Genomic DNA, 13,712 nt, shown 5'->3' with positions numbered 1-13,712 from the left:
GATACTACGCTGCAACAGCCTTGCGTGCGTGCTTGACGCGGTACATGGCCTGGTCGGCCAGCTCCATCAGCCGGTCCATATCCTGCCCGTCTTCCGGGCTGATGGCGTAGCCGATGCTGGCGCCCAGGCGCAAGGCGCGGCCTTCAAATTCAAACGGCGCGCCGATCGCGGTGGTGATGCTGTTGCACTTGTTGCCGACGCCATCGCGGTCGCGCACGCCGCACAGGATGATGCCGAATTCGTCGCCGCCCAGGCGCGCCGCCAGGTCTTCCTGCCGCAGCTCGCGCGAAATGCGTTCGGCCACCTGGCGAATGGCGGCATCGCCGGCACGATGGCCCAGGTTGTCGTTGATCGCCTTCAGGCCATCCATGTCGATGTTGACCACCGCCACGCTGCTGGCAGCGCGCCCGGCTTGGGCGAGTTGCTGGCGCAGGCGGTCGTAAAACAGGGCGCGGTTCGCAAGGCTGGTCAGCGCGTCGTGCGTAGCGCGGTAATACAGGTCGCTCGACTCGTATTGCACGGCATGGTAGATGGCGGCGCCGATCAGTTCCGACAGCAGGCCGAGGATCTGCGCCTGGTAAGCATCGAAGGCATTGACGTGCGGCGCGCCGACCTTGAGCACGCCGACGCTCTCGCCTTCGTGGCGCAAGGGCACCACCAGCATCGAACGCAGGCCGACCTTGCGGCAGGCGGCGCGGTCGACGCGGGGGTCGGTTTCGGAATCGTCGCATTGCAGGATCCGGTCCTGCGCCACGCACAGGCCGGACAGGCTGCCTTCGCGTTTCAGCCGCAAGCCGAGGGCACCTTCGGCGACGCCGGCGGCGGCGCGGTACACCATGTCGTTGCCCTCGGCCAGTTCCACCACGGCGGCTGTCGCGCCGCACAGGGCGCCGGCACGCTGGCACACTAGGTGCATCACGCCCCCAAGGTCCAGGCCCCGGCGTGCAATATCGGTTTGTAAGTTGATAATCTCCAGCAATACCGCCGGATTAAGGTTCAGCGCATCCATCGTGCCACGACCACAAAATCTCACACATTTTCACAGCTTTCAGTGTGATGCATTTGTGACCGTTTGGCAACTTTTTTAGCTTCTTTTATGCTAGCTTTTGCAGCGACGGCACGCGCTTTGCGATGCATCGCGCGGCGGCCCAGCCATAACACCAGGCCGGTGACCATGAAGGCTAGCGGTGCCAGGCCGCTGAAGGACACCAGCACCCGGCCCGCCATGCCGAAGGCCTCGCCGGTATGCAGGGGGAATTGCCAGTTCATGAAGGTATCGCCCGATGCTGCATTCAGTGGATCGCGCACGCGCAGCACCGCGCCGCTGACGGCATCCACGCTGACCCGGGTACTGCCGTCGCCCTCGCGGATCTCGCCGGGCTGGCGCAGGCGGATTTCATAAGGCGCCTTGGCCGAAGCGAGCGACACGCGCGACAGGCGGCCCTGCGGCACGCGCTGCTGGGCAATCTCCATCGCCGCCGCGACATTGATCGGCTTGCGGCCCTGGTCCGGGCCATTGGCCACCTTGCCGTTGTGCTCCAGCGTAGCCACTGCGCCGACCACCGGGCGCACCCAGTCCGGCAAATTCATCGCCAGGCCGGTAAAGCCCAGCACGGCCAGCACCGGGGTCATGAAAAAGCCTGCCGAACGGTGGAAGCTGTAATTGAACTGGCGCGAGGTGACGGCGCCGCGCACAGCCAGCGCCTTGCGCAGGCTGGCCAGCGTGTGCTTCGGCCACCAGAGAGCAAAGCCCAGCAGCGAGGTAATCGTCAGCAGCAAGCCGGCGATGCCGATCACCGTCTTGCCGACGTCGCCGGCAAACATATAGCGATGCAGCAGGAACAGGGTCGGCATCAGCAGCTCGCGCGACAGGCCGAATTCGCCGTAATTGCGCTCCCCGAGAATGTCCAGCGTGTAGCGGTCCAGCATGACCTGGCGCGAAACATCGGTATCGAAGCTGCCCTTGTCCTTGTTCGGTTTGCGGTACCAGGCCACGTACACGTCGTCGGCCTCATACGGCAGCATCAGCATGGTCGGCTTGCCATATCCAGGCGCCTCGGCCAGGCGGTCGACTGCGGCCTGCGCCTGGGCCGGCGATGGCGCGACATCGGCCTTGCCCTCGGCGCCGCGCGAGTGCAGCAGGCCCGGATTCAGCGCCCCATCCAGTTCATGTGTCCAGGCGATCACCACCCCGGTCAGGCCGGCAATGACGAAGATCGCCCCGAAAACCAGGGACACATACAGATGGATATCGCGCAGCCGCGCACGCAGCAAACCGGTCAGCATTTTTTATGTCAGCAATAAAGTGTTTGAAATTATAAATGAGAATGATTATCATTGCTGCTTTCTTTTGTATCTTTCTGTTTAGGAGTCACTGTATGACCGCGCTGAATCCCCTCACCCGTGCCGTAGCACTGGCCTGCCTCGCCCTCTCCGGGAGCGCAGCATTGGCACAAAGTGCCGGGGAGCCGATGAAGGAAGTGGTCGTTACGGCAACCCGCAACAGCAAGAGCGTGGACAAGATCCCCGGCGCGGTCACCGTGATTTCGCCGCGCGAGCTGGAAACGCAATACCTGCTGGCCGACGATCCCTCCGCCGCGCTGGCCACCTACATCCCCGGCTACGCCCCGAGCCGCCAGAAGATGAGCTCCACCGGCGAATCGCTGCGTGGCCGCAACGCCCTGATCCTGCTGGACGGCGTACCGCAAACCAACCCGCTGCGCGGCGGCATGCGCGAAGGCTATGTGGCCGATACCGCCATCATCGAGCGCGTGGAGGTGATTAACGGCGCCTCCGCCATGCAGGGCATGGGCGCTACCGGCGGCATCATCAACTACATCACCAAGTCGCCGAAAGCGGACGGCACCACGCAGTCGATCAATGTGCGCATGGCTTCCCAGCTGCGCCACGACAGCCTGGATTGGAAGACCGGCTACACCCTGCAGCACAAATCGGGCGATTTCGACCTGCTTGCCTTCGGCAGCATCCAGCAGCGCGGCCTGGGCTACGACGGCAAGGGCCGTCCGCTGGGCATCGAAGCGGTGCAAGGCGATACCATGGATTCCCAAGGCACCGACCTGTTCTTCAAGATCGGCAAGAACTTCGGCGACCAGCGCTTGCAGCTGACTGTCAACCGCTTCCGCATGGAAGGCGATGGCGACTACATGCCAGTCAACGCCAACTTCGCCACCGGCACGCCAACCAGCTCGACCCCGGGCACGCCACCGGGGGCGCCTCCACGCAACGATGTAAAGACCAGCAGCCTGGAATACCGCCACAACGACCTGCTGGGGGGAAGCTTCAACGCGCAGGTGTTCAAGCAGGACTTTGCCTCGCTGTACGGCGCCACCAACACCACCACCTTCCAGGACGCTGCGATTGCTCCGAAAGGCACCCTGTACGACCAGTCCGAAGTGGTGGCCGACAAATATGGCGCCAAGATGACCTTCGTGCGCCCGAACACCCTGGTCGAAGGCATGGAATTTACCGCCGGCCTGGATTACCTGCGCGATCGTACCAAGCAATGGCTGGCCGGCACCGGCCGCACCTGGGTGCCGACGCTCGACTTCACCTCGTTGGCCCCATTCACCCAGCTTGAGTATGAAATCGGCCCGTTGACGGTGCGCGGCGGCGTTCGCCATGAGGATGCGAAGTTGAACGTGGACACCTACACTACCCTGGCCGCCTACGGCAGCCGCCTGGTACAAGGCGGCCAGCGCTCCTTCACCAAGAACGTCAAGAACATCGGCGCAGTGTGGCGTTTCAACCAGAACTGGTCCGCCTTCGTCTCCAGCGCCGAAGGCTTTGGCCTGCCGGACGTGGGCCTGGTGCTGCGCGCCGTGAACAAGCCGGGACAGTCGGTGGACCAGTTGTTCGACATGCAGCCTGTCGTCACGCGCAACAACGAAATCGGCGTGAACTGGCGCGGCGCCATGGGCAGCCTGGGCGCCTCGTTCTATGACTCGCGTTCCAAGCTCGGCACCGCATTGCGCGTGAACGCCGCCGGCATCGGCCAACTGGACCGCGTGCCGACCACCGTGCGCGGGTGGGAAATCTCAGGTGAACTGCGTGCATCGAAGACACTGTCGGCTTTCGGCTCCTTCGCCCGCACCATGGGCAAGACCGCAACTACCGCCGGCGCACCGATGGACGTGGAACTGGGCGCGCGCTCGCAGGGCCCTGGCAAGCTGGTGGCCGGCACGAACTGGCAATTCATGCCGAAGGCGAACCTGCGCCTGCAGGCAACCACCCTGTTCGACCGTGACATCAATATCGACCGCAAGGTGGGCACCACCACCCTGGAAGAGCACTTCAACGGCTACACCTTGCTGGACCTGGCAGGCAGCTACGATTCTCCATGGGGCAAGCTGGGCGTAGGCATTGAGAACCTGACCGATCGCCAGTACGTCGGCTACTACCCGCAGTCGGTCAACGTCAACTACACCGCGCAAACTGCGGTCAGCTACAAGGACTCTTCCTCGTACTTCGCCGGTCGCGGCCGCACCCTGTCGGTCAGCCTGACCCGCAGCTTCTAAGCCTCAAATTCCCCACTGGACCTTGAGCGTCAGGCCCTTGCTGGAACCCGGCAAGGCGCCGTTGGCGTCCGTCGTGGCGCCAATGGATACGATGCGGTCGTGGCGCGTGGTGCGCTTGTACAGCAGCGAACGATGGCGGTAACGCTCGCTCCAGGGCTCCAGCAATTGCGGCGGCAGATCCTGGCGCCCTGACGAAGTGTTCTGCACGATCATGCGCAGCGCATCGCGCGGCGTGGCGTGCAGGGTGCCGACCCAGCGCCAACCGTTGTCGCTGAAATCCTGCAGGCTGCGGTGCTTGACCCAGGAGCGGTTCCAGCGATGGTCGGACTCAAGGCTCCAGTTGCCGGGCAGCGGAAAGCGCAGGTTCGCTTCCAGTTCCAGGTTGCCGCCCTTGCCTACCTGGTCCGCTTCCACGTCGAGCTGGCGGCCCAGCGTCAGTTCACCCTTCAGCTTGACGAACCATGAGGATGGCGTGCTTTCGATGCCCATGTGCGCCGCGGGCGTCTTGTGCAGTTTCGCACCTGAGCGCCCGCGCTGGCGGTCGAGGCCCAGGTCGGCCCAATAGCGGGTCTGCCGGCCGGCGTAGAACCAGATGCCGGGGCGCACCCAGCGCTGCACCGTTTCATGCGACAACGTCCGGATTTCGTGCAGGCCGAGGTGCAGCTCCGTTTCGTAAGCTTCGAACAGCGCCAGGTCGCGCGCGCCGGTACGGCGGTTGATCTCAACTTCGCCTTTGATGATGCCCGCCTGCGGCACGAAACCGTTATCGTTGGCGAAGTTTGTGCCGATAACTTCCAGCTGTGCGACATTCAGCCAGTCGTCGGAACTGTAATTCAGCCTGCCGTAGCCATAGCCGCTGTTGCGCGCTTCGCTGGCAAGCGCACGGCCTTCGCTATCGAATCGCGCGGTAGTGCGCGAGGCCATGGCGGTCCACGCAAGCTGGATGTGGCCGTCGCCGTTTGCCGGTGCCCGCCATTGGCCGTCGGTACCCAGCACGGTGTTGCGGGCACCGGCGCCGTAGTCGCGGTCGGACAGGAAGGCGCCAGCCACGGCCTGCTCGCCATGGCCGCGTGCGCGCAGCAGCGTCGCCTTGCTGTCGCCGGCGCTGACGTGCTCCTGCGTTTCGTAAGGGCTGCCGCGCATCACGACGCCGCCGGCGCGGTCATCCAGCGCCAGGGCCGTGGCGTCGGCGTCGGCGCCGCGCCAGGTTGCACGCAGGCCCCAGCGGGGATCGGCCACGGTGCGCGAGTAGAACGCCGGCAGCCGCATGCCCAGCACGTCCGCGCTTTCGAGGAAGAAGCCGCGCTTCTCCGGCAGGCTCAGGGCAATGCGGTTGGTGCCGTTGCTGGTGGGCGCGTCGATCTCGACCTGCGAGAAGTCGGGATTCAGGGTGGCGTTAAAGACCCAGTCCGCGCGTGGACGGGCGCTGATATCCATGCCCAGGCTGGTCTCGCTGCTGCGTTGGCCGTAGCCGCGATTGAAGCGCTGCGTGAGTTCGGGGCGGAACTCCCAAAAAGCCCGGTCCTGCACTGTCGGCAGTACTTGAGCCATGCCTTCGATCTCCTCCATCTCGGCGATGAAATGCAGCGACTCTTTCTTGAGCGGCGCGCTTAGCAGCAACATATTGTCTTCGTGCGGCACGCTGCGCTCCACCATCAGGCGCCACGGCTTGCCTTCGCCATACGGGAAGCGCAGGCTTGATAGCGGCCAGCGTACTTCCATGGTATAGCCGTCGGGCAGCAGGTGGACTGCGCTTTCGACCGGGTAGTCGGGGCCCAGGTCTTCTTCGTCTTCGTCGGCGCGGTAAATGCCGTCGCTCATGACGCCAGCCACGTTGACGCGAACGAATTGCGCCGAGCGGCCATGGCCACTAGGGTCGATCCAGATGCCGATGAAGTCCTGGTCGCGGTCAACCTTGTCGCGCCGCGCCAGCGTGCCGTTCAGGGTTTTCGGGTCGCCATTCCAGGCGCGGATGCCGAAGACCAGCGCATCCCGGTCGACCAGTACACGCACCGTGGTGCGCACGTGTTCCGGCGCGTCTCGGCCATCTTCCGGCTGGAACTGGTAGAAGCGCGTATTGACCGGCGCCAGTTCCCAGGCCGCATCGTCAAGGCGGCCGTCAAGCTGCAGCGCAAGCGCTTGCGGCGCCACATGCGCGGCGATGCTGCGGCGCTTGAGCTCCTCGCTTTCGGCGGCAAACAATGGGATGGATACAGCAAACTGGGAAAAAACCAGGAAGCGCAGAAAATTTCGGGCATACATGATCTAGATTATAGATTTGCCAATTTGGCCCTGGCAAGCGAACATACGGGTGATAGGATGATGGCCACTTCGATGAGGGGATTCATGGGATTGACCTGTCAACAGCTAACATGCCGTCGCGGCCGCAGCACCCTGTTCGCTGGCGTCAGCTTTTCGCTGCAAGCCGGCGAAGCGCTATGGGTGCAGGGCCGTAATGGCAGCGGCAAGACTACTCTCCTGCGCTCCCTGTGCGGGCTCGCCCTGCCCGACCGCGGCGCCGTGCATTGGCAGGGCAAGCCTATTCTCGCCGCGCGTGCCCAATACCACTCCCAGTTGCTCCACATCGGGCATGCAGACGGCTTGAAGCCTGACCTGCTGGCGTGGGAAAACCTGGCGCTGGGCGGCCTGCCGGGCGAGCGGTGCAGCCGTGAAGACGCCATGCGGGCCTTGGATGAAATCGGGCTGCGGGCCGAGGCCCAGCGCGCAGTGCGCCTGCTCTCGCAAGGCCAGCGCAAGCGCGTTGCCCTTGCCCGGCTGCTGCTGTCGCCTGCTCGCCCCTTGTGGATCCTCGATGAACCGCTAGCGGCGCTGGACCAGGACTCCGCGGCACAAGTCGGGCAGGTCCTGCAGGCGCATTGCGCGCGCGGCGGCATGCTGGTCCTGACCACGCACCAGGACCCGGACCTGCCGGGCGCACGCCAATTGCAGCTGGGCGCACCATGCTGAAAGCTGCTCGCCAGCTGATGCAACGCGACCTGCTGCTGGCCATGCGCCGGCGTAGCGACGCCTTGATGCCGCTGGCCTTCTTCCTTGTCACGACCACGCTGTTCCCGCTGGCGATCGGACCGGACAGCAAACTGCTGCACAGCGTCGCCCCCGGCATTGTGTGGGTGGCGGCCTTGCTGGCCTCCCTGCTTGGCCTGCAGCGACTGTTCGCCGACGACCATGCGGACGGCTCGCTGGAGCAGTTGCTGCTGTCGCCGCAGCCACTTGAAATCCTGGTGCTGGCGAAGGTGCTGGCGCACTGGCTGACGTCGGGCCTGCCCTTACTGGTACTGGCGCCGCTGGTCGCCCTGCAATACGGCCTCGACGCCGAACCGATGGCAGTGCTGTGGCTCGGCCTTCTGCTTGGCACGCCGGTGCTGAGCCTCCTTGGCAGCATCGGCGCAGGCCTGGCGCTTGGCGCGCGCGGCGGCAGCGTACTGGTTGCACTGATATTGATGCCCCTGTATATTCCCTTACTAATTCTTGGTAGCTCCTCGGTTGTAGCCGCCAGCGACGGTACCGGCAGTGCGCCCCACCTGATGTTGTTGGGGGCCCTGCTGGCGGGGTCGCTGGCAGCCGCTCCCTGGGCCACTGCCGCAGCGCTGCGGATTGCACACGAGTAGGACGGAGTTCATCATATGAATCAACCGTATTATTCCACCGCAAACGGCGCCCGGCGTCGCCTCACTGTTTTCACTTTCGCGTCCCCGCGCAACTTCTACGATCTGGCCGGACGGCTCATCCCCTGGTTCACGGCACTCGGAGTGCTGACCGCACTGGCCGGCTTGGCTATTGGATTGCTAGTTGCGCCGACCGACTTCCAGCAAGGCGACGCCTACCGCATCATCTTCGTCCACGTACCGGCGGCATGGATGTCGATGCTGGTTTATATGGCGATGGCGGGATGGGCCGGTTTCGGCCTGGCCTACCGCACCGGCGTCTCGTCGATCATGGCCAGCGCGCTGGCGCCGACCGGCGCCCTATTCACTTTTCTCGCCTTATGGACCGGCGCCCTGTGGGGCAAGCCGACCTGGGGCGCCTGGTGGGTTTGGGATGCGCGCCTGACCTCGGAGCTGATCCTGCTGTTTCTCTACTTGGGCTACATGGGCTTGCACGCTTCGATCGCCGATCCGCGCCGCGCCGACCGCGCTGCGGCGGTGCTGGCCCTGGTGGGTGCAGTGAACATCCCGATCATCTATTTCTCGGTTTACTGGTGGAACACCCTGCACCAGGGACCATCCGTCACCCTTGGCAAGGCACCAAGCATGGCGCCGGCCATGCTGGCGGCCATGCTGCTGATGGTGGCGGCGTTCTGGTGCTACGGGATTGCAGTCGCGCTGCGCCGCGCACGCTGCATCGTGCTGGAACGGCACGGCAGCGCTGCCTGGCTGCGCCGGAGGACGAAATGAATTGGAACAGCTTGCAGGACTTCCTCGCCATGGGCGGCTATGGCCGCTATGTGTGGGGTTCTTTCAGCGTGGTTTTCGGCCTGATGATGCTGGAGATATGGGCGCTCGGCCGACGCGAACGCGAGGCCCGGGCCTCCGTCACCAATCACGATGACGAAGGTGCAGCATGAAGCCGCGCCACCAACGCCTCGCCCTGATCGGCGCCAGCCTGGCGGCCTGCGGCATCGCGGCAACGCTGGTGCTGTCCGCCTTCCGCGACAACCTGGTGTTCTTCTTCACGCCCTCGCAGGTGGTAGCCGGGGCCGCGCCGCGCAACGGCATCTTCCGCATCGGCGGCCTGGTGGAACAAGGCAGCGTGCGGCGGCTGGATGACGGCCTGACCGTCAGTTTCGTCATCACCGACAATGTGCAGAAGGTGCCGGTGCATTACAAGGGAACCCTGCCCGACCTGTTCAAGGAAGGCAAAGGCGCCGTGGCACAAGGCCGCCTTGGCCAGGGCGCGCTGTTCCTGGCGCAGGAAGTACTGGCCAAGCACGATGAAAACTACATGCCGAAGGAAGCCGCGCACGCGCTGGAACAGGGCCGCGCGCCCGCTTCCCTGAAAGGCATGCCATGATCGCGGAGGCAGGCAACTTCGCATTGGTCCTTGCCTTGCTGCTGGCCGCCGTTCAGGGCATCCTGCCGCTGGCCGGAGCCCGGCGCGGTGATGTGCGCTGGATGGCATTGGCGCGTCCGGCCGCCGCGGGGCAGTTCATTTTCAGCACGCTGGCTTTCGGCTGCCTGTTCTACGCCCTGTACGCCAACGACTTCTCGCTGCGCTACGTGGCCCAGCATTCCAATACCCTGCTGCCCTGGCAATACCGCCTGAGCGCGGCCTGGGGCGGCCACGAAGGTTCGCTGCTGCTGTGGACCTGGCTGCTTTCCGCGTGGACCTTTGCCGCCGCCAGCCTGTCGCGGCAGCTGCCGCGCGAGGTGCAGGCGCGCCTGGTGGGCGTGCTTGGCCTGGTGGCCGTGGGCTTCCTGCTGTTCCTGATCCTGACGTCCAATCCCTTCCTGCGGATGCTGCCTGCCGCGCCGGATGGCAACGACCTGAATCCGCTGCTGCAGGATGCAGGCATGATCGCGCACCCGCCCTTGCTGTATATGGGTTACGTCGGCTTCTCGGTGACCTTCGCGTTCGCCATCGCCGCCCTGCTGGGCGGCCGGCTCGATGCGTCGTGGGCGCGCTGGTCGCGGCCGTGGGCGCTGGCCGCGTGGAGCTTCCTGACTCTCGGCATCGCAATGGGCAGCTTCTGGGCCTATTACGAATTGGGCTGGGGCGGCTGGTGGTTCTGGGACGCGGTGGAAAACGCCTCCTTCATGCCATGGCTGGTCGGCACGGCGCTGCTGCACTCGCTGATCGTGACGGAAAAGCGCGGCACCTTCCGCAGTTGGACCGCGCTGCTGGCGATCCTGGCTTTCTCCCTGTCGCTGCTGGGCACTTTCCTGGTGCGCTCTGGCGTGCTGACGTCGGTGCACGCCTTTGCCACCGATCCGCGCCGCGGCGCCTTCATCCTGGCCTACCTGGCGGTGGTGGTCGGCGGCTCGCTGCTGCTGTATGCATGGCGCGCGCCACGCCTGCGCCAGCGTACCGTTTTCTCTCCGATGTCGCGCGAGTCGCTGCTGCTGTTGCAGAACGTCGTCATGCTGGCTGCAACCGGCACGGTGTTGCTTGGCACTCTGTACCCGCTGGTGCTGGACGCCCTCGGCGCAGGCAAAATCTCCGTCGGGCCGCCGTACTTTGAAAAAGTCTTCTTGCCGATGATGTTGCCGGTGCTGCTGCTTGTCGCGGCTGGCCCGTTCGCCGGCTGGCGCAACGGTACGGTGGCCCAGTTGGCGCGCCGCCTGCGCTGGCCGGCCGCCATGGCGCTTGGCATTGGCCTCGGCGCGGCATTGCTGGTACGGGGATCTCTCATGTCTTCGCTCGGCCTGCTGCTGGCTGCCTGGGTCTTGCTTGGCACCGCCTGGCAAGTGATCCAGCAACGGCGCAAGCTGGCGCGCCAGCCGCGCTCATGGTGGGGGATGATGGCCGCTCATGCCGGACTGGGCGTGTTCGTGATCGGCGTCACCATGGTCAAGGGCCACGAGCTGGTGCAGGACGTGGTACTGGCGCCGGGCCAGCAGGCGTCGCTCGGCGAATACAGCTTCACCCTGCAAAAGCTGGAAAACACACGAGGGCCGAACTACACTGCCTTGCGCGCCAGCGTGACGGTCGCGCACCAGGGACAGGCGGTAGCTCGGCTTCAACCGGAGCAGCGCCGCTATACCGTGGCGCAGGACACCATGACCGAAGCCGCCATCGACCGCGGCCTGCTGCGCGATTTGTACGTATCGCTTGGCGACTCGGCCGGCGACGGCCGCTGGCTGCTGCGCATCCAGCTCAAGCCTTTTGTCGGCTGGATCTGGGGCGGCTGCGTGCTGTTCGCCATCGGCGGCCTGCTGGCCGCGTCGGACCGCCGCTACCGCAGCGCGCGCCAGTCGCAGTGTGCCATGCCCGATACCGCAGCCGCGCCTGCGCTGGCCGCCTCCTCCTTGCTGCCGGAGCCCCAATGAAACGCTTCATTCTTCCCATTGGCCTGTTCGCTGTGCTGCTTGCCTTCCTCGGCATCGGCCTGCAGCGCAATCCACGCGAGCTGCCGTCGCCCCTGATCGGCAAGCCGGTGCCGCAGTTCTCGGCGCAGATGCTGGACAACCCTGCCGACACGGTGTCTCCCGCCAAGATGCAGGGGCGCGTGTGGGTGCTGAACGTCTGGGCTTCCTGGTGCGAAGGCTGCCGCATCGAACACAAGGACCTGCTGGACCTGTCGCGCGCCGTTGACGCGCCGGTGATCGGCTTGAACTACAAGGACCAGCGCGACGACGCCCTGCGCTGGCTGCAGAACAACGGCAACCCATATCGCCATATCGCCTTCGACCACGATGGCCGCATCGGCATCGACTTCGGCGTGTACGGCGTGCCGGAGACTTTCGTGATCGACCGCCACGGGATCATCCGCATGAAGCATATCGGTCCGCTGTCGTTGCCGGAAGCCCGAGAACGCGTCGCCCGCAAGGTGAAGGAGCTGGCAAATGGCTGATGTCAACGCCGCCACGCTTGACGCGCGCACCATGGCGCTCGCGGGCGAACTGCGATGCCTGGTTTGTCAGAACCAGAGCCTGGCCGATTCCCACGCCCCGCTGGCGCTGGACTTGCGCCAGCAGATCCACCAGCAACTGGCCCAAGGCCGCAGCGAGCAGCAGGTGGTGGACTTCATGGTACAGCGCTATGGCGACTTCGTTTTGTACGAGCCGCCGCTGAACGCAAGCACCGCCCTGCTCTGGTTCGGCCCCTTACTGCTGCTCGCAGCCGGTTTCCTGGCGCTGCGTGGATTCTGGAAGGCAAAGCAATGAGCATGTTCATCGCCATCGTCGGCATCATGTCCGCCATCGCACTGGCCTGTGTCGTGCCGCCGCTGATGCGCCGCAGCGCCGGCGAAGCGCACGCTCCCGGCTCACCGGGCGGCCAGCGACCGCAAACGCGCATGGCGCTGGCGCTCACGGTGCTGCTGCCGGCAGCGGCAGTCGCCATTTACATGCAGGTTGGCCGTCCCGACGCGCTCACCATGCCGCCCGAGCTGCTGGCCGCTGCCGCCACGCCAACCGACCACGGGCCGTCGGAGGAAGACATTCCGGCCATGGTTGAGCGCCTTGCCGAGCGACTTCGCACGCAACCACAGGACATCGACGGCTGGCACATGCTGGCGCGCTCCTACAGCGCCATGAACCGCTACGCAGATGCCGCCAAGGCCTTCGGCCACCTTGCCACGCTGCTGCCGCAGGACGCGGGGGTGCTGGCCGACTACGCTGATGCACTGGCTACTGCACAGGGGGGCGCATTGGCCGGCGAGCCTGAACGGCTGATCGAGCGCTCGCTCGCCATCGACCCGCAGCAACCGAAAGCGCTTGCCCTCTCCGGCAGTGCAGCCTTCGCCCGCGGCGACTTCGCGCGCGCAGAAAAGCAATGGCAGACCGTCCTGCCCCTGGTGCCAGAGGATTCCGAATTCGCCCGCTCGACGCAGGCCGGCATCGCCGAGGCGCGAGTACGCCAGAGCATGCCAGTCGACACGACAGTGACGGCGCAGCCGGCAACCGCGGCCGCTGCATCGACGCGTCTTTCGGGCACGATTCGGCTTGCCACCGGAAGCGCGGCGCCGGAGCCTGGCCAGACACTGTTCATCTACGCCCGTGCCGCAAATGGATCGCTGATGCCGCTGGCGGCGATCAAGCGTACCGTCGGCGACTTTCCGCTGCAGTTTGTGCTGGACGACAGTCATGCGCTGTCGGCCGGAACGCACCTGGCCGACGCGGGGCCGTTGATCGTGGGCGCACGAATTTCCGCCAGCCGCAGCGCCACGCCGCAGGCGGGCGACCTGGAAGGACAAGCCGGCCCGGTCGCCGCAGGCGCCGGCGGCTTGGCGATCGAACTCGCCGTCCGCCCGCCGGCGAAATAGTTTTGTATCAGGCAAAGCGCTTAACCTGCGCTAATTTTATGAAGCACCTTTCTCCGTAAAATGGTGAGCAAATGGAAAACAAAGAACCCGTCGCCAGCAAGGCGCAAGAATTGAAGGTCTTCCTGTTCATGACTGTGGTCCTGGCTCCGATCCTCGCGGTAGCAACGGTAGGCGGCTATGGATTCATCGTGTGGATGTACCAAATGCTCACCGGCCGCCTGCCAGGTGCATGA

The 13,712-nt window shown here is 65.2% G+C and carries 14 protein-coding genes; 11 read left to right on the top strand and 3 right to left on the bottom strand.

Annotated features, from left to right (window positions below):
• Positions 1–4: 4 nt before the first annotated feature.
• Entirely contained in the window at positions 5–1,009 is a 1,005-nt protein-coding gene (locus tag ACN9MW_RS14285) for a diguanylate cyclase domain-containing protein (protein ID WP_426171646.1), read from the bottom strand.
• A gap of 20 nt (positions 1,010–1,029) precedes the next feature.
• Positions 1,030–2,286, bottom strand: a complete 1,257-nt coding sequence (locus ACN9MW_RS14280) for a PepSY-associated TM helix domain-containing protein (RefSeq protein WP_426171644.1) — start codon at positions 2,284–2,286, stop codon at positions 1,030–1,032.
• Between the two features lie 92 nt (positions 2,287–2,378).
• On the opposite strand from ACN9MW_RS14280, the gene ACN9MW_RS14275 reads away from it, so the two are divergent.
• Positions 2,379–4,535, top strand: coding sequence for a TonB-dependent receptor (locus ACN9MW_RS14275; protein ID WP_426171642.1), 2,157 nt, complete (start codon positions 2,379–2,381; stop codon positions 4,533–4,535).
• A 3-nt stretch (positions 4,536–4,538) separates the two neighbouring features.
• On the opposite strand, the gene ACN9MW_RS14270 is transcribed toward ACN9MW_RS14275, so the two are convergent.
• Positions 4,539–6,737, bottom strand: a complete 2,199-nt coding sequence (locus ACN9MW_RS14270; protein WP_426171640.1) for a carbohydrate binding family 9 domain-containing protein — start codon at positions 6,735–6,737, stop codon at positions 4,539–4,541.
• A 144-nt stretch (positions 6,738–6,881) separates the two neighbouring features.
• Here ACN9MW_RS14270 and ccmA point away from each other — a divergent pair, with 144 nt between their 5' ends.
• The 10 genes from ccmA (at position 6,882) to napE (ending at position 13,712) form a co-directional block, all read left to right on the top strand.
• Positions 6,882–7,502, top strand: coding sequence for a cytochrome c biogenesis heme-transporting ATPase CcmA (gene ccmA / locus ACN9MW_RS14265; RefSeq protein WP_426171638.1), 621 nt, complete (start codon positions 6,882–6,884; stop codon positions 7,500–7,502).
• On the top strand, positions 7,496–8,164 hold the full coding sequence (ccmB, locus tag ACN9MW_RS14260) for a heme exporter protein CcmB (protein ID WP_426171636.1): 669 nt from the start codon (positions 7,496–7,498) through the stop codon (positions 8,162–8,164). Before ccmA ends, ccmB begins: the two co-directional genes overlap by 7 nt.
• A 15-nt stretch (positions 8,165–8,179) precedes the next feature.
• Positions 8,180–8,950 carry a heme ABC transporter permease CcmC gene (gene ccmC, locus ACN9MW_RS14255; protein ID WP_426171634.1) on the top strand — a complete coding sequence of 257 codons (771 nt, stop codon included), beginning with the start codon at positions 8,180–8,182 and terminating at the stop codon, positions 8,948–8,950.
• Positions 8,947–9,120 carry a heme exporter protein CcmD gene (gene ccmD, locus ACN9MW_RS14250; protein WP_426171632.1) on the top strand — a complete coding sequence of 58 codons (174 nt, stop codon included), beginning with the start codon at positions 8,947–8,949 and terminating at the stop codon, positions 9,118–9,120. Before ccmC ends, ccmD begins: the two co-directional genes overlap by 4 nt.
• Positions 9,117–9,566 carry a cytochrome c maturation protein CcmE gene (gene ccmE / locus ACN9MW_RS14245; protein WP_426171630.1) on the top strand — a complete coding sequence of 150 codons (450 nt, stop codon included), beginning with the start codon at positions 9,117–9,119 and terminating at the stop codon, positions 9,564–9,566. Before ccmD ends, ccmE begins: the two co-directional genes overlap by 4 nt.
• On the top strand, positions 9,563–11,542 hold the full coding sequence (locus tag ACN9MW_RS14240) for a heme lyase CcmF/NrfE family subunit (RefSeq protein WP_426171629.1): 1,980 nt from the start codon (positions 9,563–9,565) through the stop codon (positions 11,540–11,542). Before ccmE ends, ACN9MW_RS14240 begins: the two co-directional genes overlap by 4 nt.
• Positions 11,539–12,066, top strand: coding sequence for a DsbE family thiol:disulfide interchange protein (locus tag ACN9MW_RS14235; protein WP_426171627.1), 528 nt, complete (start codon positions 11,539–11,541; stop codon positions 12,064–12,066). Before ACN9MW_RS14240 ends, ACN9MW_RS14235 begins: the two co-directional genes overlap by 4 nt.
• Positions 12,059–12,379, top strand: coding sequence for a cytochrome c-type biogenesis protein (locus ACN9MW_RS14230; RefSeq protein ID WP_426171625.1), 321 nt, complete (start codon positions 12,059–12,061; stop codon positions 12,377–12,379). Before ACN9MW_RS14235 ends, ACN9MW_RS14230 begins: the two co-directional genes overlap by 8 nt.
• On the top strand, positions 12,376–13,479 hold the full coding sequence (locus ACN9MW_RS14225; RefSeq protein ID WP_426171623.1) for a tetratricopeptide repeat protein: 1,104 nt from the start codon (positions 12,376–12,378) through the stop codon (positions 13,477–13,479). Before ACN9MW_RS14230 ends, ACN9MW_RS14225 begins: the two co-directional genes overlap by 4 nt.
• A gap of 71 nt (positions 13,480–13,550) precedes the next feature.
• A complete protein-coding gene (gene napE / locus ACN9MW_RS14220; RefSeq protein WP_426171621.1) occupies positions 13,551–13,712 on the top strand; it encodes a periplasmic nitrate reductase, NapE protein in 162 nt (53 codons plus the stop codon).

Origin of the sequence: Pseudoduganella sp. R-34 (genome assembly GCF_049904655.1) — a bacterium.
Taxonomy (GTDB): Bacteria; Pseudomonadota; Gammaproteobacteria; order Burkholderiales; family Burkholderiaceae_D; genus Rugamonas.
Note: the sequence above shows the minus strand (reverse complement) of the source record. Positions and strands in the feature narration are given on the sequence as shown.

Excerpts from the sequence above, each read along its gene's own strand:
- ACN9MW_RS14285 (WP_426171646.1), bottom strand. The coding sequence starts at position 1,009 with ATGGATGCGCTGAACCTTAATCCGGCGGTATTGCTGGAGATTATCAAC.
- ACN9MW_RS14280 (WP_426171644.1), bottom strand. The coding sequence starts at position 2,286 with ATGCTGACCGGTTTGCTGCGTGCGCGGCTGCGCGATATCCATCTGTAT.
- ACN9MW_RS14275 (WP_426171642.1), top strand. The coding sequence starts at position 2,379 with ATGACCGCGCTGAATCCCCTCACCCGTGCCGTAGCACTGGCCTGCCTC.
- ccmA (WP_426171638.1), top strand. The coding sequence starts at position 6,882 with ATGGGATTGACCTGTCAACAGCTAACATGCCGTCGCGGCCGCAGCACC.
- ccmB (WP_426171636.1), top strand. The coding sequence starts at position 7,496 with ATGCTGAAAGCTGCTCGCCAGCTGATGCAACGCGACCTGCTGCTGGCC.
- ccmC (WP_426171634.1), top strand. The coding sequence starts at position 8,180 with ATGAATCAACCGTATTATTCCACCGCAAACGGCGCCCGGCGTCGCCTC.
- ccmD (WP_426171632.1), top strand. The coding sequence starts at position 8,947 with ATGAATTGGAACAGCTTGCAGGACTTCCTCGCCATGGGCGGCTATGGC.
- ccmE (WP_426171630.1), top strand. The coding sequence starts at position 9,117 with ATGAAGCCGCGCCACCAACGCCTCGCCCTGATCGGCGCCAGCCTGGCG.
- ACN9MW_RS14240 (WP_426171629.1), top strand. The coding sequence starts at position 9,563 with ATGATCGCGGAGGCAGGCAACTTCGCATTGGTCCTTGCCTTGCTGCTG.
- ACN9MW_RS14235 (WP_426171627.1), top strand. The coding sequence starts at position 11,539 with ATGAAACGCTTCATTCTTCCCATTGGCCTGTTCGCTGTGCTGCTTGCC.
- ACN9MW_RS14230 (WP_426171625.1), top strand. The coding sequence starts at position 12,059 with ATGGCTGATGTCAACGCCGCCACGCTTGACGCGCGCACCATGGCGCTC.
- ACN9MW_RS14225 (WP_426171623.1), top strand. The coding sequence starts at position 12,376 with ATGAGCATGTTCATCGCCATCGTCGGCATCATGTCCGCCATCGCACTG.
- napE (WP_426171621.1), top strand. The coding sequence starts at position 13,551 with ATGGAAAACAAAGAACCCGTCGCCAGCAAGGCGCAAGAATTGAAGGTC.